Annotated in this window: 26 protein-coding genes; 20 read left to right on the top strand and 6 right to left on the bottom strand. The window is 67.8% G+C overall.

From position 1 onward, the window contains the following. Positions 1-6: 6 nt before the first annotated feature. Positions 7-357 (bottom strand): DUF1844 domain-containing protein, encoded by a 351-nt coding sequence (locus AC1C2S_RS00130; RefSeq protein ID WP_495350513.1) that lies wholly within the window; start codon positions 355-357, stop codon positions 7-9. Positions 358-635: 278 nt separating this feature from the next. Here AC1C2S_RS00130 and infC point away from each other — a divergent pair, with 278 nt between their 5' ends. The 10 genes from infC to pheT all read left to right on the top strand — a co-directional run bounded on the left by infC (position 636) and on the right by pheT (position 9,863). Beyond that, positions 636-1,256 carry a translation initiation factor IF-3 gene (gene infC / locus AC1C2S_RS00125; protein ID WP_495353162.1) on the top strand — a complete coding sequence of 207 codons (621 nt, stop codon included), beginning with the start codon at positions 636-638 and terminating at the stop codon, positions 1,254-1,256. Between the two features lie 57 nt (positions 1,257-1,313). Next, positions 1,314-1,508: a 50S ribosomal protein L35 gene (rpmI, locus tag AC1C2S_RS00120; protein WP_495350512.1), complete on the top strand. Its 195-nt coding sequence runs from the start codon at positions 1,314-1,316 to the stop codon at positions 1,506-1,508. A gap of 48 nt (positions 1,509-1,556) precedes the next feature. Then, a complete protein-coding gene (rplT, locus tag AC1C2S_RS00115) occupies positions 1,557-1,943 on the top strand; it encodes a 50S ribosomal protein L20 (protein WP_056657885.1) in 387 nt (128 codons plus the stop codon). Positions 1,944-2,044: 101 nt separating this feature from the next. Beyond that, positions 2,045-2,857 (top strand): TrmH family RNA methyltransferase, encoded by an 813-nt coding sequence (locus AC1C2S_RS00110; protein ID WP_495350511.1) that lies wholly within the window; start codon positions 2,045-2,047, stop codon positions 2,855-2,857. A 56-nt stretch (positions 2,858-2,913) separates the two neighbouring features. Continuing rightward, a complete protein-coding gene (locus tag AC1C2S_RS00105) occupies positions 2,914-3,702 on the top strand; it encodes an amino acid ABC transporter ATP-binding protein (protein ID WP_495350510.1) in 789 nt (262 codons plus the stop codon). Positions 3,703-3,756: 54 nt separating this feature from the next. Beyond that, a complete protein-coding gene (locus AC1C2S_RS00100) occupies positions 3,757-4,620 on the top strand; it encodes a glutamate ABC transporter substrate-binding protein (protein ID WP_495350509.1) in 864 nt (287 codons plus the stop codon). Between the two features lie 67 nt (positions 4,621-4,687). Further along, a complete protein-coding gene (locus AC1C2S_RS00095) occupies positions 4,688-5,335 on the top strand; it encodes an amino acid ABC transporter permease (protein WP_495350508.1) in 648 nt (215 codons plus the stop codon). After that, the gene (locus AC1C2S_RS00090; protein WP_495350507.1) at positions 5,332-6,258 is read left to right on the top strand and encodes an amino acid ABC transporter permease; all 927 of its coding nucleotides are present in this window, start codon (positions 5,332-5,334) and stop codon (positions 6,256-6,258) included. The genes AC1C2S_RS00095 and AC1C2S_RS00090 overlap by 4 nt, the downstream gene beginning before the upstream one ends. Before the next feature lie 37 nt (positions 6,259-6,295). Beyond that, positions 6,296-7,336, top strand: coding sequence for a phenylalanine--tRNA ligase subunit alpha (pheS, locus tag AC1C2S_RS00085; protein WP_495350506.1), 1,041 nt, complete (start codon positions 6,296-6,298; stop codon positions 7,334-7,336). 1 nt (position 7,337) lies between these two features. Continuing rightward, a complete protein-coding gene (gene pheT / locus AC1C2S_RS00080) occupies positions 7,338-9,863 on the top strand; it encodes a phenylalanine--tRNA ligase subunit beta (protein WP_495350505.1) in 2,526 nt (841 codons plus the stop codon). Positions 9,864-9,971: 108 nt separating this feature from the next. Here pheT and AC1C2S_RS00075 read toward each other — a convergent pair whose 3' ends face one another. Both AC1C2S_RS00075 and AC1C2S_RS00070 read right to left on the bottom strand, forming a co-directional pair. Next, positions 9,972-10,964 (bottom strand): NAD-dependent epimerase/dehydratase family protein, encoded by a 993-nt coding sequence (locus tag AC1C2S_RS00075; protein ID WP_495350504.1) that lies wholly within the window; start codon positions 10,962-10,964, stop codon positions 9,972-9,974. A 93-nt stretch (positions 10,965-11,057) separates the two neighbouring features. Then, positions 11,058-11,717, bottom strand: coding sequence for a hypothetical protein (locus tag AC1C2S_RS00070; protein WP_495350503.1), 660 nt, complete (start codon positions 11,715-11,717; stop codon positions 11,058-11,060). A 150-nt stretch (positions 11,718-11,867) separates the two neighbouring features. Here AC1C2S_RS00070 and AC1C2S_RS00065 point away from each other — a divergent pair, with 150 nt between their 5' ends. The 9 genes from AC1C2S_RS00065 to AC1C2S_RS00025 all read left to right on the top strand — a co-directional run bounded on the left by AC1C2S_RS00065 (position 11,868) and on the right by AC1C2S_RS00025 (position 21,312). Continuing rightward, entirely contained in the window at positions 11,868-13,103 is a 1,236-nt protein-coding gene (locus AC1C2S_RS00065) for a sensor histidine kinase (protein ID WP_495350502.1), read from the top strand. Next, a complete protein-coding gene (locus AC1C2S_RS00060) occupies positions 13,100-13,795 on the top strand; it encodes a response regulator (protein ID WP_495350501.1) in 696 nt (231 codons plus the stop codon). Before AC1C2S_RS00065 ends, AC1C2S_RS00060 begins: the two co-directional genes overlap by 4 nt. 178 nt (positions 13,796-13,973) lie before the next feature. Continuing rightward, positions 13,974-15,017 (top strand): N-acetyl-gamma-glutamyl-phosphate reductase, encoded by a 1,044-nt coding sequence (gene argC, locus AC1C2S_RS00055; protein WP_495350500.1) that lies wholly within the window; start codon positions 13,974-13,976, stop codon positions 15,015-15,017. After that, positions 15,014-16,165, top strand: coding sequence for a bifunctional glutamate N-acetyltransferase/amino-acid acetyltransferase ArgJ (argJ, locus tag AC1C2S_RS00050; RefSeq protein WP_495350499.1), 1,152 nt, complete (start codon positions 15,014-15,016; stop codon positions 16,163-16,165). Before argC ends, argJ begins: the two co-directional genes overlap by 4 nt. 2 nt (positions 16,166-16,167) lie before the next feature. Further along, positions 16,168-17,070 (top strand): acetylglutamate kinase, encoded by a 903-nt coding sequence (gene argB / locus AC1C2S_RS00045; RefSeq protein WP_495350498.1) that lies wholly within the window; start codon positions 16,168-16,170, stop codon positions 17,068-17,070. Beyond that, on the top strand, positions 17,067-18,266 hold the full coding sequence (locus AC1C2S_RS00040; RefSeq protein ID WP_495350497.1) for an acetylornithine transaminase: 1,200 nt from the start codon (positions 17,067-17,069) through the stop codon (positions 18,264-18,266). Before argB ends, AC1C2S_RS00040 begins: the two co-directional genes overlap by 4 nt. 39 nt (positions 18,267-18,305) lie before the next feature. Continuing rightward, positions 18,306-19,235, top strand: a complete 930-nt coding sequence (gene argF, locus AC1C2S_RS00035; RefSeq protein WP_495350496.1) for an ornithine carbamoyltransferase — start codon at positions 18,306-18,308, stop codon at positions 19,233-19,235. Further along, entirely contained in the window at positions 19,235-20,698 is a 1,464-nt protein-coding gene (gene argH / locus AC1C2S_RS00030; RefSeq protein WP_495350495.1) for an argininosuccinate lyase, read from the top strand. The genes argF and argH overlap by 1 nt, the downstream gene beginning before the upstream one ends. Then, complete coding sequence (locus tag AC1C2S_RS00025; protein WP_495353161.1) at positions 20,695-21,312, top strand: DNA-3-methyladenine glycosylase; 618 nt, start codon at positions 20,695-20,697, stop codon at positions 21,310-21,312. Before argH ends, AC1C2S_RS00025 begins: the two co-directional genes overlap by 4 nt. 95 nt (positions 21,313-21,407) lie before the next feature. Here AC1C2S_RS00025 and AC1C2S_RS00020 read toward each other — a convergent pair whose 3' ends face one another. Together AC1C2S_RS00020 and AC1C2S_RS00015 are read right to left on the bottom strand one after the other, a co-directional pair. Beyond that, positions 21,408-22,013, bottom strand: coding sequence for a hypothetical protein (locus tag AC1C2S_RS00020; RefSeq protein ID WP_495350494.1), 606 nt, complete (start codon positions 22,011-22,013; stop codon positions 21,408-21,410). Then, on the bottom strand, positions 22,010-22,615 hold the full coding sequence (locus AC1C2S_RS00015) for a DNA-binding protein (RefSeq protein ID WP_495350493.1): 606 nt from the start codon (positions 22,613-22,615) through the stop codon (positions 22,010-22,012). The genes AC1C2S_RS00020 and AC1C2S_RS00015 overlap by 4 nt, the downstream gene beginning before the upstream one ends. A 198-nt stretch (positions 22,616-22,813) precedes the next feature. Here AC1C2S_RS00015 and tyrS point away from each other — a divergent pair, with 198 nt between their 5' ends. Beyond that, positions 22,814-24,115: a tyrosine--tRNA ligase gene (gene tyrS, locus AC1C2S_RS00010; RefSeq protein ID WP_495350492.1), complete on the top strand. Its 1,302-nt coding sequence runs from the start codon at positions 22,814-22,816 to the stop codon at positions 24,113-24,115. A 184-nt stretch (positions 24,116-24,299) separates the two neighbouring features. Here tyrS and AC1C2S_RS00005 read toward each other — a convergent pair. Then, the coding region (locus AC1C2S_RS00005) for a hypothetical protein (RefSeq protein ID WP_495350491.1) at positions 24,300-24,537 on the bottom strand (238 nt) is incomplete at its 5' end.

Raw genomic sequence — 24,537 nt, 5'->3', positions numbered from 1 at the left:
GCGGACTCAGCTGACCGGGCCGGTCCACTTCTCGCCGGGCCCCTGCCCGATCGGGTCGGGAATGACCGACGCCTCGCGGAACGCGAGTTGCAGCGACCGCAGTCCGTCGCGAAGGCTCCGTGCGTGCATGTCGCTGATCTCGGGCGCCCCGGCGGTGATGAGACCCGCGAGCGCGTTGATGAGCTTGCGCGCCTCGTCGAGGTCGATCTGCTCTTCGGGGTCTTCGGCGAGTCCGACCTTCACGGCGGCGGCGCTCATGAGGTGCACGGCGGCGGTCGTGATGATCTCGACTGCGGCGACCTCGGCGATGTCGCGGGTGGCTCCCTCGACGGTGGTCTCGTCTGAACTACTGTTCACGGACTTCCTCTGTTAGACTGCTTCGGGCTCCGGGGCTTCACCCCGGTACGAAAGTGGAGATTCTCCCACCCGCGCATACCGCTTCATCAAGGTTACCGGGTCGATTGCACTCCGCTTCCACGTCACTGCGCCAACCAGCGCAGTACGGGGAAGTAGACAGGGTGCCGTATGAATTGCACGGTGGGATTCCGTGCGCGATTACGTGGATTTCTCCTTTCGTCGTCGGGCGGCAAACGCCTCCCGACCGAGCGAATCAGCTTGAGTAGAGGAGAACACGCATCAGCGATCCCCGTACAAACGACCGTATCCGCGTCCCCGAGGTCCGACTCGTAGGGCCTGCCGGAGAGCAGGTCGGCGTCGTGAAGATCGAGGTGGCCCTGCGGCTCGCGCAGGAGGCCGATCTCGATCTCGTCGAGGTCGCTCCGAACTCGAAGCCGCCGGTCGCGAAGATCATGGACTACGGCAAGTTCAAGTACGAGGCTGCGCAGAAGGCGAAAGAGGCCCGGCGCAACCAGGCGAACACGATCCTCAAAGAGGTTCGCTTCCGTCTCAAGATCGACAAGCACGACTACGAGACGAAGATGAAGCGTGCCGTCGGCTTCCTGAAGGCCGGCGACAAGGTCAAGGCGATGATCCTCTTCCGCGGTCGCGAGCAGTCGCGCCCCGAGATGGGTGTCCGCCTCCTGCAGCGCTTCGCCGAAGACGTCGCCGAGTACGGCACGGTCGAGCACAACCCCACGATCGACGGCCGCAACATGGTCATGGTCATCGGGCCTCTCAAGAACAAGTCCGAGGCCAAGGCCGAGGCGAATGCACAGCGTGCTGCGGCGAAGGCGCGACCGGCGGCGGATGCCCCGGCCGATGCCCCGTCGCAGACGACCGAGTCCGCCGAGGGCTAGGTCAGACACACCCCCGTCCGCCACTCGCGTGGCGGCAGAACCAAGGAGAAAGACGAGATGCCGAAGCAGAAGACCCATTCCGGGTCCAAGAAGCGCTTCAAGATCACCGGCAGCGGCAAGATCAAGAAGCAGCAGGCCGGGATGCGCCACAACCTCGAGGTCAAGTCCTCGAAGCGCAAGGCCCGCCTGAACCAGGACAAGGTCGTGTCGGCCCCCGACGCCAAGGTCATCAAGAAGCTTCTCGGCCGCTGAGCCGACAGCGTACATAGGCAATTAGGCCGTTAAGGAAGAAACAGAGTCATGGCAAGAGTGAAGCGGGCGGTCAACGCCCACAAGAAGCGCCGGGTCATCCTCGAGCGCGCCGAGGGTTACCGCGGCCAGCGTTCGCGTCTGTACCGCAAGGCCAAGGAGCAAGTCACCCACTCCCTCGTCTACGCGTACCGCGACCGCCGCCAGAAGAAGGGCGACTTCCGTCGCCTCTGGATCCAGCGCATCAACGCCGCGTCGCGTGCGAACGGCCTCACCTACAACCGCCTGATCCAGGGCCTCGGCCTTGCAGGCATCGAGGTCGACCGTCGTATCCTCGCCGACCTCGCGGTCAACGAGCCCGCGACGTTCGCGGCGCTCGTCGAGTCGGCCAAGAAGGCCCTCCCCGCCGACACGTCGGCGCCGAAGACCGCGGCGTAAGCAGCGACCTTTCGCATTCGTTCGGCCCGGCACCACTGCGTGAGAAGCAGAGCGTGCCGGGCCGTCCTGTCTCCATCGTGGCCCGGGAATAGACTGGTGACATGCTCGAAAATCCCAGGTCGCCGCGCGTCCGCGCCGTCGCGAAACTCGCCAAGAAGGCCGCACGTGCCGAGAGCGGCCTGTTCCTGCTCGAGGGACCGCAGGCGGTCGCAGAGGCGCTGACGTTCCGGCCGCAACTCGTCGTCGAGCTCTTCGCGACGCCGAGCGCACTCGACCGGCATGCCGAGATCGGCGAGGCTGCCGCAACGGCCGGCGTCGAGGTCGAGTTCGTCACCGAAGAGGTGCTCGATTCGATGGCCGACACGGTGACGCCGCAGGGCTTCGTCGCCGTGTGCCGCCAGTTCCCGACCGCGGTGAAAGACGTCTTCGCGGCTGGCCCGAAACTCGTCGCGATTCTCGAAGAGGTGCGCGATCCGGGCAACGCAGGCACCATCGTGCGTGCCGCCGATGCGGCAGGCGCCGACGCCGTGATCTTCACCGGTCGCACGGTCGACCTGTACAACCCGAAGGTCGTTCGCTCCTCGACGGGTTCGATCTTCCACCTGCCCGTCGCCGTCGGTGCAGAGCTCGAAGATGTGCTCGCGCGTGCGCGTGCTGCGGGTCTGACGGTGCTCGCCGCCGATGTGAAGGGCGACGACCTGCTCTCCACTCGCAATGACGGCGTGCTGGCCAAGCCGACCGCGTGGTTGTTCGGCAACGAGGCGCGCGGCCTCCTCGATGAGCAGCTCGAACTCGCCGACCGGGTCGTGACCGTGCCGATCTACGGGCACGCCGAGTCGATGAACCTCGCCACCGCGGCATCCGTCTGCCTGTACGAGAGCGCCTTCGCGCAGCGAAGTGCGCATCACGGTTAGGTAACCACCGCGCCCCGGCTTGGTGCTGAGCCATCGCGAGCCCTAGTTTTGGGAGTATGGAGCCAACCCAGCCCGCCCCGCCGACCTCCAACATCTCGGTGCGTCGCGGTGAACCCCTCGTCGTCGTCGACCACGTCGAGAAGCACTTCGGTGATCTGCACGTGCTGAACGACATCAACACCGTCGTGAACCGCGGTGAGGTGGTCGTGGTCATCGGGCCCAGCGGGTCGGGCAAGTCCACGCTGTGCCGGGCGATCAACCGGCTCGAGACCATCGACTCCGGCACGATCTCGATCGACGGCGAGCAACTGCCCGACGAAGGCGCGGCTCTCGCGAAGCTGCGTGCCGATGTCGGCATGGTCTTCCAGTCGTTCAACCTGTTCGCCCACAAGACGGTGCTCGAGAACGTCACGCTCGCGCCGATCAAGGTGAAGCGGATGTCGCGCAAAGACGCCGAAGCGAAGGCGATGGAGCTGCTCGAGCGCGTCGGCGTGGCGAACCAGGCGAAGAAGATGCCGGCTCAGCTCTCGGGCGGTCAGCAGCAGCGCGTTGCGATCGCTCGGTCGCTTGCGATGAACCCCAAGCTGATCCTCCTCGACGAGCCGACGAGCGCACTCGATCCCGAGATGATCAATGAGGTGCTCGACGTCATGGTCGGTCTCGCCAAAGACGGCATGACCATGATCGTCGTCACGCACGAGATGGGCTTCGCTCGCAAGGCTGCCGACCGTGTGCTCTTCATGGCCGACGGCAAGATCGTCGAAGAGGCGACGCCGGCCGAGTTCTTCGACCACCCGAAGTCCGACCGTGCGAAGGACTTCCTCTCGAAGATCCTCGAGCACTAGAGACCCGCGCTGCCACGAGCGGCGAGGAACCAAACACAGAGAAGAGGCAGAGACATGAAACGCATGAGAATGGCACTCGTCGCGGCAGCCGCGGTGTCGGCGCTCGCGCTCGCCGGCTGCGCCGGCGGCGGCGACACCGCCGAGGAGCCGACCGCGGAGCCCGCGCCCACGTTCGCGGCCGGCAGCACCATGGAGAAGCTCGCTGAGGCCGGCGAGATCACCATCGGAACGAAGTTCGACCAGCCGCTGTTCGGTCTCGTCGGCCCCGACGGTGTGCCGGTCGGATTCGACGTGGAGATCGCGAAGATCATCGCGAGCGAGCTCGGCATCGATGAAGAGAACATCACCTGGACCGAGACGGTTTCGGCGAACCGCGAGCCGTTCATCGAGAACGGTCAGGTCGACTTCGTTGTCGCCACCTACACCATCAACGACAAGCGCAAAGAGGTCATCTCCTTCGCCGGTCCGTACTACATGGCCGGACAGTCGATCCTGACGCTCGCCGACAACGACGACATCAAGAGTGAAGACGACCTCGTCGGCCAGCCGGTCTGCTCGGTGACGGGTTCGACTCCGGCCGCGAAGCTCGCAGAGATCGGCGCTGAGCCGGTGCTGACCGACACCTACTCCAACTGCCTCGAGCCGCTCCGCAGCGAGGCCGTCGTCGCGGTTTCGACCGACAACGTCATCCTCGCCGGCCTCGCCGCGCAGAACGAGGGCGAATTCAAGGTGGTCGGTAAGCCGTTCACCGAGGAGCCGTACGGCATCGGCCTTGCGAAGGACGACACCGAGTTCCGTGACTGGATCAACGACGTGCTCGAAGAGGCCTATGAAGACGGCCGCTACGAAGAAGCGTGGAACTCCACCGCTGGAACCGTGCTGCCGTTCGTCGAGCCGCCGGCCGTCAACCGCTACTGATCGGAGCGCGGCCCGGGCGATCATCGTCCGGGCCGCGATCCACCCCCACTGACCGGAACGGAGACGCGTGGACGCCGTCATCGAGAATCTGCCGACCTATTGGCGCGGCCTCAGCATGACTCTGCTACTGCTCGGCGTGAGTGGCCTTTCGGCGCTCGTGCTCGGCACGATCATCGCGGCAATGCGCATCTCGCCGGTCGCCTCGCTTCGGGGCTTCGCGACGGTCTATACAGAACTCGTGCGGAACACACCGCTCACGCTCGTGCTCTTCTTCTGCGCGGTCGTACTGCCCGTGCTCGGGTCGAGGCTCGAGTTCGCCACCGCAGCGATGATCGGGCTCGCGGTCTACACCTCGCCGTTCGTCGCAGAGGCGCTCCGGTCGGGTATCAACGGCGTGCCCATCGGCCAGGCCGAGGCGGCACGCAGCGTCGGGCTCGGGTTCGGCCAGACGGTGAGCCTGATCGTGCTCCCGCAGGCCTTCCGCATGACGATCCCGCCGCTCATCAACGTCTTCATCGCCCTGACGAAGAACACCTCGGTCGCGGGCGCGTTCTTCGTCGTCGAACTCTTCGCCGCGACCCGTGGCCTCGCGAACGCGAACGGCGACGCCGTCATCGCGATCCTGCTCGGTGCAGCGACGTTCTATCTCGTGATCACCATCCCGCTCGGTGCGATCGCGGCCCAACTCGAGCGCAAATGGGTGGTGCAGCGATGAGCGGAACGAGTGTCCTCTTCGACGCCCCGGGGCCGAAGGCGCGTCGCCGATCGCTGATCTCGTCGATCATCGCAGGCGTCGTGATTCTCGCGGGTCTCGCCTGGATCGCGCTGACCCTCGCTGCGCCGCGCGAGAGCGGCGGCATCACGCTCCCCGGCTACTTCGACTCGAGCCGTTGGGACATCTTCGCGGACCCGGCGCTGTGGAACCGCATCATCACCGCCGGCGTCTGGAGCACGCTCAGTGCGGCACTCACGGCATCCGTGTTCGCTCTCGCGCTCGGTGTCCTCCTCTCGCTCCTGCGGAGCTCGGAGATCGCGTGGATCCGGATCCCCACAGCGGTCGTCCTCGAGTTCGTGCGCGGCATGCCGGTGCTGCTCATGATGCTCTTCATCCTGCTCGTGCTGAACACCGGTGCCTTCTGGGCGGTCGTCGCAGCGCTGACGCTCTACAACGGGGTACTCATCGGCGAGGCGCTTCGTGCCGGGCTCGTCGCGCTGCCGCGCGGCCAGCGCGAAGCCGGTCTCAGCCTCGGCATGCGTCCGTTGCAGTCCAAGATGCTCGTGGAGTTCCCGCAGGCGTTCCGCCAGATGCTGCCGATCATCGTCGCGCAGCTGGTGGTGCTGCTGAAAGACACCTCGCTCGGGGCAATCGTGGGATACGTCGAGCTGCTGCGCCTCAACATGTACCAGCTCGCGACGTTCTACGGCAACCGCTACCTGTTCTCGTTCTTCGTCGTGACCCTCGTGTTGTACCTCATCATGAACCTCTCGCTGTCATGGTTCGCACGCTGGCTCTCGAAGCGCACCGCGTCGAAGTCGAGCGGCACGCGACTCGACCCCGACAATCCGGGCCAGGCGATCCTCGTCGCTCAGGCGTCAGCGGCGGCCCGCCAGACGGGTAGCGCTCCCGGCCAGATCTGACGCGTTACGTCGCGTCACGCGACTAGACTCGTTCTTCGTGTCCGAGCCCCGTGAAATCACCGAGAACGCCGTCCAGACGGCGGTCGATGCAGCCCTCGCGGCGATCGCATCGGCCGGCGACTCCGCCGCGCTGAAGCAGGTCCGCACCGAGCACACCGGGGAGAAGTCCGCCCTCGCACTGCTCAACGCGCAGCTGCGCAACGTGCCGAACGACCAGAAGGCCGCGCTGGGCAAGCTCGTCGGCGGTGCCCGTGGCCGAGTCAATCAGGCGTTCGCCGCTCGTGAGGCCGAGATCCTCGAGGCCGAAGCTGTCGCGCAACTCGAGGCCGAGACGGTGGATGTCACGGCGCTCGCGTCACGATACCGGCCGGGCGCGCGGCATCCGCTGACGTTGCTGCAAGACCGGGTCTGCGACGTGTTCACCGGCATGGGCTGGGAGATCGCCGAAGGCCCTGAGGTCGAGAGCGAGTGGTTCAACTTCGACGCGCTGAACTTCGACGCCGATCACCCGGCGCGCGCGATGCAAGACACCTTCTTCGTCGACCCCCCTGAGGCGCACCTCGTGCTGCGCACGCACACGAGCCCGGTGCAGATCCGTTCGATGCTCGAGCGCGAGCTGCCGCTCTACGTGCTGGCCCCGGGCCGCGTGTACCGCACCGACGAATTCGACGCGACCCACCTGCCGGTCTTCATGCAGTTCGAGGGTGTTGCCGTCGACAAGGGCCTCACGATGGCGCACCTCAAGGGCACCCTCGATCACTTCGTGAAGTCGATCTTCGGCGACGAGGCGAAGATCCGTCTGCGCCCGAGCTACTTCCCGTTCACTGAGCCGTCGGCCGAGCTCGATTTCTGGCACCCGACCTTCAAAGACGGGCCGCGCTGGATCGAGTGGGGCGGCTGCGGCATGATGCACCCCAACGTGCTGAAGGCGGCCGGCATCGACCCAGAGGTCTACACCGGGTTCGCGTTCGGCATGGGCATCGAGCGCGGGCTCATGCTTCGCAACGACGTGCAGGACATGCGCGAGATGGTCGAGGGAGACATCCGTTTCTCCCAGCAGTTCGGAATGGTGGTCTGAAATGAGGGTGCCGCTCAGCTGGCTCGCCGAGTACGTCGAACTCGTGCCGGGCACGACGCCCGAAGACGTGCATGCCGCCCTCGTGAAGGTCGGCCTCGAAGAGGAGGACGTGCACACGTTCGACCTCGAGGGTCCGATCGTGGTGGGCGAAGTGCTCGAGTTCGTCGAAGAACCGCAGACGAATGGCAAGACCATCCGCTGGTGCCAGGTTCGTGTCGCCCCTGAGGGCGAGCCCGCGGCCGACGGCGGCGACGCCGTACACGGCATCGTCTGCGGTGCCCGCAACTTCTTCGTGGGCGACAAGGTCGTGGTGACGCTTCCGGGTGCCGTTCTGCCCGGTCCGTTCCCGATCGCGGCACGCAAGACGTACGGGCATGTCTCCGACGGCATGATCGCCTCGGCGCGCGAGCTCGGGCTCGGCGAAGACCACGACGGCATCCTGCGCTTGTCGACGCTCGGCATCGACGCGCCCGTCGGTACCGACGCGATCGCGTTGCTCGGCCTCGACGACGCCGCCATCGAGATCAACGTCACTCCCGACCGCGGCTACGCGTTCTCGATCCGCGGCGTCGCGCGCGAGTACGCCCACGCGACGGGCGCGCGGTTCCGCGACCCTGTCGAGCAGGTCACGGCGACGGATGTCTCGGCCGACGCGTTCTCCGTCGTGATCGACGACGCTGCACCGATCCGGGGCAGGCTCGGCTCCTCGGTTTTCGCCACACGCATCGTGCGCGGTGTCGACCCGAGTCGCCTGACGCCGGCATGGATGATCGCACGGCTGAAGCTCGCCGGCATCCGCTCGATCTCGGTGCTCGTCGACATCACCAACTACGTCATGCTCGAACTCGGCCAGCCGATCCACGGCTACGACCTCGACCAACTCCGCGGCGGCCTTGTCGTGCGTCGTGCTACGGCGGGGGAGAAGTTCACGACGCTCGACGGCAAGGAGCGCACGCTCGACGTCGAAGACCTCGTCGTCACCGACGACCGCGGGCCGATCGGGCTCGGCGGCGTCATGGGCGGTGCCGAGACGGAGATGGGTGATTCGACGCGCAATGTGCTCGTCGAGGCGGCGAACTGGGACCCCGTGTCGATCGCCCGCACCGCACGCCGTCACAAGTTGCCGAGTGAAGCGGCCAAACGCTACGAGCGCGGCGTGGACCCCGAGATCGCGGCTGCCGCAGTGTCGAGGGTCGCCCAGCTCATGGCCGATCTCGCCGGCGGCACCGCCGATGACGGCGGGTCCCTGATCCAGACCACCCCGCCGCGAACGCCGATCTTCCTGCCCCATGGATTCGTCTCGGCGATCATCGGCGTCGAGTACTCCGACGACGAGGTGCACGACGCGCTCGCCGAGATCGGTGGCGGCATCACCTCCGTCGATGGCGGACTCTCGGTCGTGCCTCCCGCGTGGCGACCCGACCTCACCGGCCGTGAAGAACTCGCCGAAGAGGTCGCCCGCCTCATCGGGTACGACCGTATCCCGTCGGTGCTGCCCGTCGCGCCGCCCGGTCGTGGCCTCACCCGTTCGCAGCGGCTCCGCCGTCGCACGGCAGACGCGCTCGCCGCGGCCGGCTCGACCGAGGTGCTCTCGTTCCCGTTCGTCTCGGCTCAAGAGAATGCCGTGTTCGGCAGCGCCGACGGCTCGTCCGTGGCATCCGTTCGCATCGCGAATGCACTCGACCAGACCGCGCCGTTCCTTCGCCGTTCTCTGCTGCCCGGCCTGATCGGCGCCGCCCGTCGAAACCTCTCGCGTGGACTGACCGACCTCGACCTGTTCGAGATCGGCACGGTGTTCCTGCCCGAGCCGGGCCGTGTTTACGGCTCGCCCGAACTTCCGGTCGGCGACGCCAGGCCGAGTGACGACGTGCTGGCGGTGCTCGACGACGGCATCCCGCCGCAGCCCCGCCACCTGGGTGCGCTCATCATCGGCGACGTCGTGTCGAAGCAGCCCGGCCAGCCAGCGGTGCCAGCCGGTATCGCCGACGCGCTCGACGTCGTGCGCCAGGTCGAACTCGCCACCGGCGCTCGCTTCGAAGTGGTGCAGGGTCGGCATCGGGCGCTGCACCCGGGTCGCACCGCCGAGCTCCGCGTGAACGGCACCACCGTCGGCTTCGCAGGCGAACTGCTGCCTGCTCTCGCCGATGAAGCGGATCTTCCCCGTGTCGTGGCCGTCGTCGAGCTCGACCTCGACGCCGTCATCGCATTGACGGAGCCGACTGTGGAGGCGCACGCGATCGGTACGCTTCCGGCGGCGACGCAGGATCTCTCGCTCATCGCTCCCGTCGACGCGCCCGCCGCCGAGGTCGCCGAGGCAGTTCGAGAAGGCGCGGGGGAGTTGCTCGAGCAACTTTCGCTCGTCGACGACTATCGCGGCCAGGGCGTGCCGCCGGGCTCGAAGAGCCTGACGTTCGCGCTCAGGTTCCGTGCCGGCGACCGCACGTTGACCGCTGCCGAGGCGAGCGAAGCGAAGCTCGCCGGTGCAGCGCTCGCGCGTGAGCGGTTCGGGGCCGCCATCCGCGAGTGATCGCGCGAGCGCGAATCCGACGCCGCCTTCGGGTCGCGCGAACTCGCTGAATCCCAGTACGCACCGGCGCACCGGCGCACCGGCGCAGCGCGCTGCGGCGATCATCGATCAGGCGCCGTAGCGCGCTGCGATGCGGTCGAATGCGGCATCCAGCTGCTGGTCGACGACGCGCCGCGAGGCATCCGCGTCGTACCAGTCGACGATCTCCTGAGCTCCGCGCCAGAAGGGCACGGTCGCGCGGTACTCGGGCACGAGCGCCTTCACCTTCGCGTTGTCGAATACGACCGAGTGCGACTTGTCGCCCAGAAGACCCGGGCCGTGCTCGGGCAGTTCTCGTGCCAGCACCTCGCTTGCGACATGCACCGGGTTGAACTCGGCGCCTCCGCCGGCAGCTCGTGCGAGCAGCGCGAAGATCTGGTTCCAGGTGAGCACCTCGTCCGAGGTGATCTGGAATGCCTCACCGACCGCGCGGTCGTTGCCGAGCAGCCCGGTGAACGCGACGGCGAAGTCCTCCGTGTGGGTGAGGGTCCAGAGGCTCGTGCCGTCGCCGTGCACGACGACCGGGGCGGCTCGGCGCATCCGATCGATCGCGGTCCAGCCGCCGAGGAGCGGAATGCTCGTGCGATCGTACGTGTGCGAGGGCCGGATGATCGTCGCCGGGAACCCTCGCTCGCGGTAGGCAGCGACGAGCAGGTCTTCGCTCGCGATCTTGTCGCGGGAGTACTGCCAGAACGGGTTGCGCAGCGGGGTGGACTCGGTGATCGGCAGGCGGGCGACGGGCTTCTGGTACGCCGAGGCCGACGAGATGTAGACGTACTGCGCGCACCGCCCGTCGAAGAGCTCGATGTCGTGTGCGAGCTGAGCCGGCGAGAACGAACGGAAGTTCGCGACGACGTCGAACTCCTCGTCACCGATCGCGGTCGCGATGGATGCCGCGTCCCCGGCGTCTCCGATGAGCTGACGTGCCCCGGGGATCGGCGCACGCTGTCGGCTCGTGCCTCGGTTGAGAAGCGTGAGCTCGTCGCCTCGATCGATGACGCGAGCACTCGCCGCCGAGCTGATGACGCCGTTGCCGCCGATGAACAGCACGCGCAGAGCCATGGTTTCCTCCTCGACGGCCGCGGTGGTCGCGGCACCGTCGTGTCGAGCCTAGGCCGTGAGATCTCGTGCTGACATCGGGCGGGCGGATGCTGATCATGGCCGGCGAGTGCCCGTCACCGCTTCGGGCGATTCGTTCTCGGCTTCGTGCGCGACGGTGTGCGGTTCGTGCCGCTTCCACCGGAACAGCATCGCGTAGACGGGACCGAACGCGAGCCAGAGCCCCGCGATGACGGTGAGTCGTGCGGCCATCGCCCAGAATTGGTCAGACCAGATGTCCTCGAAACTCGTCGGAACCCCGGCTCCCGCGAGAACGGCCATGAGGAGCAGGCACGGGAGCGCGATCGCCCACGCGACGAGCACTCGCAGCCATTCCCGCCACATGCGCCGGATATACACGGGTCCACTCTTCTCCGGCGTCTCAGGTGGCGGGCCACCGGCGAATCGGAAGGCGAACCATCGGTCGGTCGCCGCGATGATCGAGTGACCGAACCCGACGGTGAATCCGAGGTAGATCGCCGCGAGCGCGTGGGCGACGCCGGGTTCGCCCCCGCCGGCGAGGTCGACCGCGGTGAGTGCGATGAGCAGGATATCGGCGAGCGGGACGCAAAGGAGGATCACGCGGCTCGCCAGCTCACGGCGCAGAAGGTAGCGAGTCGCGAGTCCGCCGAAGAGGAGGAGCCAGAAGACGACCTCCACTCCGAGGATCGCGAAGATGATCGGGCTGAGTCGGCCGTCGTCGAGAAGATGATCCATGCTTCGAGCCTTGCCCGTGATCCGAAGGCGCGCGTCGACCGAAATCGGTGTCATCGAGGTCGACGTGTACACACTTCGAATGACGGTCGGCCCGTCTGGCTCAGCAGGAGTGGGGTCGCGGGGGCCTTCGCAAGCTGCTTGCATGGAGGTATGGCTTCCCAACGCCTCCGCCCGCTTCTCGCGCGCCACTCGACGCTCGCCATGACGGTCGTCTACCTCGCGCTCGCCGTCGTGCTGCTGCCGGCCGGTCTGCGCGTCTCCTGGGCCGAGGCGCCCGCCGAGCTCTCGCCCGCGCTCGACGTGGTGCTCGATGTCGTCCTCGTTCTCATGATCGCCGCGCTGCACCTCGTTCGGTTCCGGGCTCCACTTGCGGTCGCGCTCATCTCCACCACGGTGCTGTTCGCGTTCGGGGTCATCACCGGCGCCAGCCCGATCGGTGCCCTGATCATCGTGGTCGACCTGATCTACGTCGTCGCCCTCACCTCCTCGTCACGCGGGGTCGATGTGATGATGTACGCGGCGAACGGGGCGGCTGTGCTCGCACTGCTCGCGCTCGCGTTGCCGGGCGGGCCCCCCGAGGAGTTCGCGAGAGTGCTCTGGGTGCCGATGGCCCTCGGGCTCGTTTTGTGGTGGGGGCGCGCGGTGCGCGTTCCCCGGCTTGAGGCGGCGTCCGAACGCGAGCGGGCTGCGGCCGTCGAACGCGCCGCGGAATCAGAGCGCCGCGGCGCGCTCGCCGCCGAGCGCATGGGAATCGGGCTCGAGCTGCACGACCTCCTCGCCGGCCACGTCGTCGCCATCGCCATGCAGAGCGAGGCGGCACTCGCGACCGCGCGGCGCGAGCGTTCGGCGACGGCGAGCGGCCTCGAGGCGATCCGGGCATCGAGCCTCGAGGCGCTCGCCGAGTTGCGGTCGATGATCGATGTGCTCCGGAGCGACGGAGACTCCTTCGCGGCTCCAGCGACGCTCGCCGAGCTCGGCGAGCTCGTCGCGCGTGCCCGGTCGTCGGGCGCGACGATCGAGGTGGAGTCGGACGCCGTGGCCATCGCCCAGTTGCGGACAGCCGTTTCGGTCGCGGGGTATCGCATCGTCGCCGAGGGACTCGTGAACGCCGCAAAGCACGCTCCCGGCCGGGCCGTCGAAGTACACGTCGTCGTCGAGTCCGATCTGCTGCGCATCGAGCTCTCGAACCCCGCCGGCTCGGACTCCGACGCGCTGCCACCGATCGCGGGGGGCCACGGCCTGATCGGCATCGTCGAGCGCGCCCGGCTTCTCGGCGGGCACGCTGAGGCGGGGCTCGCGGACGGACGGTGGAGGCTCCGCGCCGAACTTCCGCTCGGTCGAGGCGAGCCGGCCGACGAGAACGCGCAGACCGGAGCTGCCAGATGATCCGGGTGCTCATCGTCGACGACCACGCAGCGGTGCGCGCGGGGCTGGGTGCCCTTCTCGCGGCGGCCGATGACATCGTGGTCGACGGGGAGGCGGGCAACGGGCGTGAGGCGATGCATCGACTCGAACAGTCGAGCTTCGACGTCGTGCTCATGGACGTGCAGATGCCCGTGCTCGACGGTGTCGCTGCAACGAGGCAGATCGTCGCACACCACGATGCCCGCGTGCTCGTGCTCACGACGTTCGGGCTCGACGACATCGTGACCGCCGCGCTCGCCGCGGGGGCAGCCGGATTCCTCGTGAAGACCGCCACCGCCGACGAACTCATCGCGGCCGTCCGGCGCATCGCCGCCGGCGACTCGGTCCTTGCTCCCGAGGTCACGGGCATGGTGCTCGACCGCTTGCGGAGGGTCGAGGCAGAGTCGCTCGGGAGTCCGTTCCCCGAGGCATCCGCTCGGCTCGACAAGCTCACGGCCCGAGAACGGGAGGTGTTCGACGCGCTCGCCCTGGGTCTGTCGAACGTCGAGATCGCCGATCGCCTTGTGATCACCGAGGCGACCGCGAAGACGCACGTGTCGCGAGTGCTCGGCAAGCTCGGGCTCGACTCGCGAGTGCAAGCGGCCCTGCTCGCCCGCCACGCGCACGAGCAGGGCCGCGCCCTCGGTTTGCGCGGCCCACGCGCCGCCCGGTAGGGTCGCTGCATGTCCACCGCTCGGTTCGCCGCCTCCGCACGCGTCACGCGTGTCGTCGTGGTGCGCAGCCGACGTCGTGGCGAGCGCCGACTCTAGGCGACCCCGCACGCGGCAACGAGGCCGTCAGCAGGTGTCGCCGGAGCCATCCCTCGACCGCTTCGACCTTTAAGGTGGAATCATGACGTTCTCCGTCGCCGTTTCCGGCGCGTCCGGCTATGCCGGAGGCGAGATCCTTCGCCTCCTCGCCGATCATCCCGACTTCGATGTGCGCACCGTGACCGCGCACTCCAACGCCGGCCAGCCGCTCATCGCGGTGCAGCCGCACTTACGCAGCTACACGCATCTCACGTTGAAAGAAACGACCGCCGAGACGCTCGCCGGTCACGACATCGTGTTCCTCGCGCTTCCGCACGGGGCATCCGGTACGATCGCCGCCGAGCTGTCGGCCGAGACGCTCGTCATCGACTGCGGCGCCGATCACCGGCTCGAGAGCAAGGCCGACTGGGCGGCCTTCTACGGCGGCGACTTCCATGGCGCCTGGACCTACGGCGTGCCCGAGCTGCCCCGCCTATCGGGCACGCAGCGCGATCGCCTTGCGAAGACGAAGCGCATCGCCGCGCCGGGCTGCAACGCCTCCACGGTGGCGTTGTCGCTCGCGCCCGGCATCCGCGCGGGGGTCATCGAGGCGGCCGACCTGGTGTCGGTGCTCGCGGTCGGCCCCTCGGGAGCAGGCAAGAGCTTGAAGCAGCACCTGCTCGGCTCCGAGATCCTCGGCTCGGCGAACCCGTACTCGGTCGGCGGGGTGCACCGACACATCCCCGAGATCCAGCAGGCGCTGCGCTGGGCGGGTGGGGCGCATCCCACGATCTCGTTCACCCCGGTCATCGTTCCGATGGCGCGGGGCATCCTCGCGACCTCCACGGCGAAGATCGTGCCGGGTACGGATGCCGCGACGGTGCGTGCAGCGTGGGAAGACGCCTATGCGGGCGAACGGTTCGTGCAGCTTCTGCCGGCGGGCCAGTTCCCGCGCACCGGCGACGTGCTGGGCGCGAACACGGCCCTGCTCGGCCTGCAGATCGACGAGAACGCGGGCCGCGTCGTGGTGGTCGCCGCCGTCGACAACCTCGTCAAGGGCACCGCAGGTGCCGCCATCCAGTCAGCCAACATCGCGCTCGGGCTCACCGAGTCGACCGGCCTTCCCGTGAACGGAGTCGCCCCGTGACGGTCACCCACCCGCAGGGATTCGAGGCGGCAGGTGTCGCCGCGGGCATCAAGCGCACCGGGGCACTCGACCTCGCGCTCGTCGTGAACCGGGGACCTGCCCAGCAGGCGGCCGTCGTGTTCACTTCGAACCGCGCACAGGCCAACCCGATCATCTGGTCGAAGCAGGTCGCGGCCGACGGCATCGTCTCGGCGATCGTGCTGAACTCGGGCGGCGCGAACTGCTTCACCGGCCCCGAGGGGTTCCAGGTCACGCATCGCACGGCTGAAGCCGCGGCCTCCGGGCTCGGGGTCGCCGCGGGCGACGTGCTCGTCTGTTCGACCGGGCTCATCGGCGACCAGCTCGACGGCGAGGTTCTCGAAGAAGGCGTCGTCTCGGCGATCGCCCGGCTCTCCTCCGATGGCGGCGACGACGCAGCGCGCGCCATCATGACGACCGACACGACGCCGAAGCAGGTCGTCGTCGAGGGCGACGGTTGGTCGATCGGCGGCATCGCGAAGGGCGCCGGCATGCTCGCGCCTGGCCTCGCAACGATGCTGGTGGTCGTCACGACGGATGCCTCGCTGCCGGCGTCAGATCTCGATTCCGCGCTCCGCGCCGCGACTCGCGTGACCTTCGACCGGCTCGACTCCGACGGATGCATGTCGACGAACGACCAGGTGTCATTGCTCGCCTCCGGGGCATCCGGCGTCGCGCCCGACCTCGCCGACTTCACCGCGGCGCTCACTGCAGCGTGCAGCGACCTGGCTCTGCAGCTTCTGGCCGACGCCGAGGGCGCGAGCCATGACATCGCGATCGAGGTGGTCGGCGCCGAGACCGAAGACGACGCCGTCGAGGTCGGTCGTTCGGTGGCCCGCAACAACCTCTTCAAGGCGGCGATCTTCGGCAACGATCCGAACTGGGGGCGGGTGCTCGCCGCGATCGGAACCACGAGCGCGCCGTTCGACCCGTACCTCGTCGACGTCTCGATGAACGGCGTGCGTGTGTGCCACGCCGGTCGTCCCGATGCGCCGCGCGACCAGGTCGACCTCACGCCGCGGGCCACGCACGTGCTCATCGAGCTGCACGCCGGCGCGGCATCCGCCACCATCTTCACGAACGATCTCACGCACGACTACGTGCATGAGAACAGCGCCTACGCGAGTTGAGCATGAGCGACGACACAGAACCAGACGAGACGAACGACGCTGCGGCGAAGGCGCAGGTGCTCATCGACTCACTGCCCTGGCTGAAGCGGTTCCACGGCGAGACGATCGTCGTGAAGTTCGGCGGCAACGCCATGGTGAGCCCCGAGCTGCAGCGCGCGTTCGCGGAAGACATGGTCTACCTCCGCTACGCGGGCATCAAGCCCGTCGTCGTGCACGGCGGGGGGCCGCAGATCTCGGCGATGCTCGAGCGCCTCGGTATCCCGAGCGAGTTCCGTGGCGGCTACCGGGTCACGACCCCCGAAACCATGGACGTCGTGCGCATGGTGCTCTCGGGCCAGGTGAACCGTGAACTCGTCTCGCTCATCAACGAGCACGGTCCGCTCGCCTCCGGACTCTCGGGTGAGGACGCCGGGCTCTTCACGGGTCGCCGCCGCGGAGCGCTCGTCGACGGCGAAGAAGTCGATCTCGGGCTCGTCGGCGACGTCGTCGCGGTCGACCCGGCCGCGGTGCTCGCCGAACTCGACGCCGAACGCATCCCCGTCGTCTCTTCGATCGCACCCGACGGTGACGTCACCGGCCAGTCACTCAACGTGAACGCCGACTCCGCCGCCGCCGCATTGGCCGTCGCGCTCGGCGCCGCGAAGCTCGTCATCCTCACCGACGTCGCCGGCCTCTACCGCGACTGGCCGAATCGCGATTCGCTCGTCTCGGTGATCGACGTGCCCGCGCTCATCGACCTGCTGCCGAGCCTCGAGTCGGGAATGATCCCGAAGATGTCCGCGTGCCTCGAAGCCGTCGAGGGCGGTGTGCCGAAGGCGGCCATCATCGACGGCCGGGTGCCGCACTCGATCCTGCTCGAGGTCTTCACTCAGTCGGGCATCGGCACCGAGGTGGTCGCGGCATGAGCGACTGGCAGCAGCGCTTCGACCAGCGCATGATGGGCTCGATCGGCATGCCCCTCGCGAAGCTCGAGCACGGCACGGGCGCTTGGGTGACGGATGCCGCGGGCACGACGTACCTCGACTTCCTCGCCGGCATCGCCGTGAACTCGCTCGGGCATGCGCATCCCGTGTTCGTCGAGGCCGTGACCGCACAGGCATCGAAGCTCGCCCACGTGTCGAATTACTTCACGACCGAGCCGGCCCTCGAACTCGCCGAACGGCTCGTGCGGCTGGCCGGCGCAGAGCCCGAGGGGCGCGCCTGGTTCGGCAACTCGGGCGCCGAGGCCAACGAGGCGGCGTTCAAGCTCGCGAGGCTCAACAATTCAGGCGGAGCGCGCACGCGCATCCTGGCCCTCGTCGACGCCTTCCACGGCCGTACGATGGGCTCGCTCGCACTCACCGGCAAGCCGCACATGCGCGCGCCGTTCGAGCCGATGGTCGGCGGAGTGGAACACATCCCGGCGACGATCGAGGCGCTCGAAGCATCCGTCGACGATGCGGTGGCCGCCGTGTTCGTCGAGCCCATCCAGGGCGAGGCCGGGGTCGTCGAGCTGCCCGAGGGCTTCCTGCAGGCTGCGCGCGAGCTGACTCATCGACACGGAGCGCTGCTCATCGTCGACGAGATCCAGACGGGCGCCGGGCGCACGGGCGAATGGTTCGGCTTCCAGCACGCCGGCATCACGCCCGACGCGATCACCGTTGCGAAGGGCATCGGCGGCGGCATGCCGATCGGCGGGCTCGTGACCTTCGGCCACGCATCCTCGCTCTACCAGAAGGGCCAGCACGGGTCGACGTTCGGCGGCAACCCTCTCGCAACCGCGGTGTCCAACGCCGTGCTCGGCGAAATCGAGCGTGCCGGCCTCGTCGAGAACGCCGCCGTGCGCGGCACCCAACTGCGCGAGCGCATCGAGGCGATCGGTTCGCCGCTCGTCGGCGGCACGCGCGGGCTCGGTCTGCTCATCGGCGTCGCCCTCACCGAACCGCTCGCCGGGCACGTGGTCGCCGACGCGATGCGCGAAGGCCTCATCGTGAACGCCGCCAATGACCACACCATCCGCATCGCGCCGCCGCTCATCATCGGCGACGCCGAGATCGCCGAGTTCGAGGTGCGATTCACGCGCGCCCTCACCAGCGCCCTCGGCGAAGCTCATGCGCACTGACCTCACCGACACCACTCACGAAACGGACGACACCTCACCATGACCCGCCACTTCCTCCGCGACGACGACCTCACTCACGCCGAGCAGACCGAGATCCTCGACCTCGCCGAGCAGTTGAAAGCCGACCGCTGGTCGCAGACCCCGCTCGCCGGCCCGCAGACCGTCGCGGTGATCTTCGACAAGTCGTCGACGCGCACCCGCGTCTCGTTCGCGGTCGGCATCGCCGATCTCGGCGGCTCGCCGCTCATCATCTCCACCGCCAACAGCCAGCTCGGCGGCAAGGAGACCCCGTCAGACACCGCGCGCGTGCTCGAGCGCTTGGTCTCGGCTATCGTCTGGCGCACCTATGCGCAGGCGGGCCTCGAAGAGATGGCGGCCGGCACCACCGTTCCGGTCGTCAACGCCCTGTCCGACGACTTCCACCCGTGTCAGCTGCTTGCCGACCTGCTCACGATCCGTGAGCACAAGGGCCGGCTCGCCGGACTCACCGTCACGTTCCTCGGCGATGGTCGCAGCAACATGGCGCAGTCCTACCTGCTCGCGGGTGCGACGGCCGGCATGCACGTGCGTGTCGCCGCACCCGCGGAGTTCGCCCCCCAGGCATCCGTCGTTGCAGATGCCGAACGCATCGCCGCGACCACCGGTGGATCGGTCGCGGTGCTCACCGACGCGCGGGAGTCCGTGACCGGCGCCGACGTCGTCGTCACCGACACCTGGGTGTCGATGGGCAAAGAGGAGGAGAAGGCGCATCGCGTCGCGACGTTCGGCGGGTACCAGGTCGATACCGAACTCATGTCGATCGCGGCATCCGACGCCGTCTTCCTGCACTGCCTGCCTGCCGACCGGGGGTACGAAGTGACCGCCGACGTCATCGACGGCCCGCAATCGATCATCTGGGACGAGGCGGAGAACCGGCTGCATGCGCAGAAGGCGCTGCTCGTCTGGCTGCTCGCCAGGAAGGGTGCATGATGGCCGACGCCAACGGCGCACAGGGCGCGAACGACGACGCGCACGGCACGAACGAGGGTTCGCTCTGGGGCGCACGATTCGCCACCGGGCCGTCGCCCGAACTGGCACGCCTCTCGAAGTCGACGCATTTCGATTGGCAGCTTGCCGGCTACGACATCGCCGGCTCTCGAGCGCACGCCCGGGCGCTCGCCGCTGCAGGCTACCTCTCGCCCGATGAGCTCGACGCGATGCTCGGGGGGCTCGACACGCTCGAGGCCCGGGTCGTCTCGGGTGAGATCATCGCCGGCGACGCCGATGAAGACGTGCACGGGGCGCTCGAGACCGCGCTGATCGACATCGTCGGCCCCGAACTCGGCGGCAAGCTCCGCGCCGGGCGCAGCCGCAACGACCAGATCGCCACGCTCGTGCGCCTCTACCTGAAAGACCACGCAGCGACGATCGGACGCGACCTCGTGCACCTGATCGACGCGTTGGCGGCCCAGGCCGACACGCACCGCACCGCGATCATGCCGGGGCGTACGCACTTGCAGCACGCGCAACCGGTGCTGCTCGCGCACCACCTGCTCGCGCACGCCTGGGCGCTCTCACGCGATCTCGATCGACTCGTCGACTGGACGAAGCGAGTGGATGTCTCGCCGTACGGCGGGGGAGCGCTCGCCGGTTCGACACTCGGTCTCGACGCGGCATCCGTCGCCCGTGACCTGGGACTCGCCGCCCCTGCTGAGAACTCGATCGACGGCACCGCGAGCCGCGACGTCGTCGCCGAGTTCGCCTTCATCACGGCGATGATCGGCATCGACCTCTCGCGCTTCGCCGAAGAGATCATCCTCTGGAACACGCGCGAGTTCGGCTTCGTCACCCTCGACGACGGCTACTCGACGGGCTCGTCGATCATGCCGCAGAAGAAGAACCCCGACATCGCCGAGCTCGCGCGCGGCAAGTCGGGCCGCCTCATCGGCAACCTCACCGGCCTCCTCGCGACGCTGAAGGCGCTGCCGCTCGCCTACAACCGCGACCTGCAGGAAGACAAGGAGCCGGTCTTCGACTCGGTCGAGACGCTCGAGGTGCTGCTGCCGGCATTCACTGGCATGGTCGCGACGCTCACCTTCCATGTCGAGCGCATGGCCGAGCAGGCGCCGGCCGGCTTCTCACTGGCAACGGATGTCGCGGAGTGGCTCGTGAAGCGGCGGGTGCCGTTCCGCGATGCGCACGAGATCACCGGTGCGCTCGTACGCTACGCAGAGGAGCACTCCCTCGAGCTCGACGCCGTCGACGACGACGCCCTTGCGGCGATCTCGCCGCACCTGACTCCCGATGTGCGGGAGGTGCTCACCGTCGAGGGCTCGGTCGCGAGTCGTGACGGCATCGGCGGCACCGCCCCTGTGCGCGTCGCCGAGCAGTTCGCGCGGCTCGCCGACCGCGTGCGCCATCTCGTGGCGGGTCTTCCGGAGGCGCGGAACTGAGCGAGCTCGTCGCACAGGCGCGGGAGTTCTTCCAACAGGATCCCGTGGCACTCGCGCCGCTCCTCCTCGGCGCGGTGCTGGCGTACGATGCGCCCGACGGTCGGGTCGCGATCCGGCTCTCGGAACTCGAGGCATACCGGGGTGTCGGCGAAGACCCGGGCTCGCACGCGTTCCGGGGCCGAACGCCGCGCAATGAGGTGATGTTCGGTGCGCCCGCACACCTCTACGCGTATTTCAGTTACGGCATGCACGTCTGTCTGAACGTCGTGGCTCGACCAGTGGGCAGCTCATCGGGTGTGCTCATGCGCGGCGCGACGGTGATCGAAGGGCTCGAGATCGCCAGACGCCGTCGCCCAGGCGTGAGCGATCGCGACCTCGCAAGGGGTCCTGGCCGGCTCTCGAAGGCACTGGGAGTGCCGCTCGACGCCGGCGGCAGCGACCTGCTCGCGGCGCCGTTCACACTGCGAGTGCCGAGCGTTCCGCTCCATCACGCGAGCGGCCCGCGCACGGGAGTCGGCGGCGCGGGCGGCGGATCGGAGTATCCGTGGCGATTCTGGCTGCCTGGTGACGAGGGTGTCTCGCCGTATCGGCGTCACAAGCTCGCCGCGGAGTGACGTTCGACGGGGAGGCGGTCACTCGTCGCCGGAAGCAGGTACGCGCTCGCGTGGCCGAACGACCGAGTTGCGGCATCCGCATCTCGTGACGCTCGTCAGCGCACGGCGAGGTGCACGACGAAGGCCGCCGCGCATGCCCAGATGAGGCTCGCGAAGGTGCCGATGATGAATCGCTCGCGCGCCTCGGGTGCCTCGAGCTCGGTGAAACGGCCGACGCCTTTGACCGCGACGACGATGGCAAGCGCTTCGGGGAAGCCTGCGATGATCGCTCCCGCCGAGGCGACGCGCTCGAGCACACCGATGGTGAGTCCTCCGCGCAGCACCTCGCGTCGGCTGCTGGACTGCACGCCGCGGTGCTCTTCGTCGGCTGATCGCTTGTCAGCGACGATGATGCCGCCGTGCAGGCCGGGTGCGACGGTGCCGCCCATGGCGAGGTCGAGCGCCGTGGCAGCGGCCGGGCTGCCGCCGAAGACCGCGATGGTGAGTCCGAGCACGGTGATCAGCGGCGCGAGCCCGAACTGAGCCGGGCCGGTCGCAGAGGCCGCGGCGAGCAGCGCGACCGTGAGCGTGCCTGCGGCGAACCAGATGTAGGCACGCCGCGGCCGAAGGTATGCCAGCACCGACAGTGCGGTGGCCGCGACCATGGCGATCAGCAGGGCGGACCAGGTGATGGCGTCGGCGATGACGACGAGGTGATTCATGTGCGGGCTCCCGTCGCGGCATCCAGATTCTCAAGCAGCCTAGCGAGCGCCGGCACTGCATCGAGCTCGGCTCGAATATTCGCCGACTTCACGCGTGAGCTGATCGCCGGCGCGCTCACCCCGAGCTCGTCGGCGATGTCGGATTGGAGAGCGCCGGCGACGATGCGGTCGTAGACCTCCCAACCCTGGTCCGAGCGCCGTTCACGCAGGATGAGTGCGAGCTTGAAGATCGCCTCGACGTGCGCGGCATCGTCGTGGGCAGCCTCGATCGCGAGCCGAGGCGAGCTCTTCTTGGCCCGCTCGACCGCGTCCCTCGCGGCGAAGAACGCCTCGCCGCTCGCTTCCCGGATATCGGCGGGCAGCGGCTCGCGCACGGCGCCGCAGCCCACGCCGACGCTCCATGCGGCGTCGCGGGTGAGTTCGAAGACGACGTCGACCACGGTCCGCGCGTCACTCGTGAGCAGCTGTATCTCGTCTCCCGCGTTGCGCGCGACGGGGAGTCGGAGCCGATCTCCATGATCGCGCTGGATTCGGTCGCGCTCCACACCCGCCAGATCGGCGTTCGTACGACTGGCGACTTGGTCGGCGGTGACGACGATCATGGCATCTCCTTCACCTTGAATCCTTCATCGTGGTGTGGATAAGCATACAGCATTAATCATCGCACGACACTGTTCCAGCGTGAGACGGGGCGGACTGCCTTCACCTTGACTCCTTCATCGCGGGCCAAGTAAGCATGAAACCTTAATCGAATGTCGGTTAGAGGTCGAACCTAATGGGCCCGCTGATAACCTGACGGAGTGTCAGACCCCGTGATCCTCAGTACCCAGCAGAACGACGCCTCCTTCGCAGACGTCTGGGAGGAGCTCGTCTGGCGTGGCCTCGTGCACGTCTCGACCGATCAGGCTGCGCTGAAAGACCTCCTCGCGGGCGAGCCGATCACCTATTACTGCGGGTTCGATCCCACTGCGCCGAGTCTGCACCTGGGCAACCTCGTGCAGCTCCTCGTGATGCGACGTCTCCAGTTGGCCGGCCACAAGCCCCTCGGCCTCGTCGGCGGTTCGACGGGCCTGATCGGCGACCCGAGGCCCTCGGCCGAGCGCACGCTGAACACGAAGGAGACCGTCGCCGAGTGGGTCGGGTACCTGCAGGGCCAGGTTTCGAGGTTCCTCTCCGCCGAGGGCGAGAACCCCGTTCGGCTCGTGAACAACCTCGACTGGACCGGCGGTCTCTCCGCGATCGACTTCCTCCGTGACATCGGCAAGCACTACCGAGTCGGAACGATGTTGAAGAAAGACGCCGTCGCCTCGCGGCTCAACTCCGACGCCGGCATCAGCTACACCGAGTTCAGTTACCAGATCCTGCAGGGGTTCGACTACCTCGAGCTCTACCGCCAGCACGGCTGTGTGCTGCAGACGGGCGGCAGCGACCAGTGGGGCAACCTCACGAGTGGCACCGATCTCATTCATCGGGTCGAGGGCGCGAGCGCGCATGCGATCGGCACGCCGCTCGTCACCAATAGCGACGGCACGAAGTTCGGCAAGAGCGAGGGCAATGCGATCTGGCTGGATGCCGCGATGTGCAGCCCGTACGCGTTCTACCAGTTCTGGCTCAATACCGACGATGCCGATGTCATCTCACGGCTGAAGATCTTCACGTTCCTCAGCCGGGAGCGCATCGATGAGCTCGAGCAGCTCGTCGAAACCGAGCCGTTCAGGCGAGAGGCGCAGCGGGTGCTCGCCACCGAGGTGACCACACTGGTGCACGGTACGGATGCCACGGCGGCCGTCATCGCTGCCTCGCGTGCCTTGTTCGGTCAAGGCGACCTCGCCACTCTCGATCTCGCGACACTCGAGGCCGCCTTGCGCGAGCTGCCGAACACCACGAGTGCAGCGGATGCCCCGATCGTGCAGCTCCTCGTCGACACCGGCCTGGTCTCGAGCCAGAGTGAGGGCCGGCGCGCGATCGCACAGGGGGGAGTGTCGCTCGACAATGTGCGCATCGACGACGAGGCGGCAACGCTCGATGGTCGCGTCGCCACCGGCGGCATGGCGGTCCTCCGCCGTGGCAAGAAGACGCTCGCCGGAATCTTCGTCGAGTAGTCGTTCATGACGACGTCCAGGGCTCCGGTCGCTCACTTCGGTGAGAGCCCGGAGCCCTTCTGTTTCCGGGGCTCAACACACGACACGCCCGGGATGCGGCCAGAAGTTGCACGCCCCCCGGAATCCACGTAATGTAATCACTCGTTGCCCCACAGGAGCGGAAGAGCAGAACTGCTCATCCTCCTCAAGTGGCACGAAGATCCCAAACCTTGAAGACAATGTCTTCAGTGCGTTTGAAGCGTTCGGTTCCGTCCTTTACAGGATGCCCGAATGAGAACGACAAGCTCCGGTAGTTCGATCCGCTCAGGTTCGAACGCCGGGTGCGTCCGTTCCTTGAGAACTCAACAGCGTGCACTATGTTCAATGCCAATTTTTGAACCCTGTCCCGGTCTTTTGGCCGGGTGGGATTCCTTTGATTGATG

The organism is Agromyces sp. Y782 (assembly GCF_059445405.1).
This window is presented reverse-complemented; position numbering and strand designations above follow the sequence as displayed.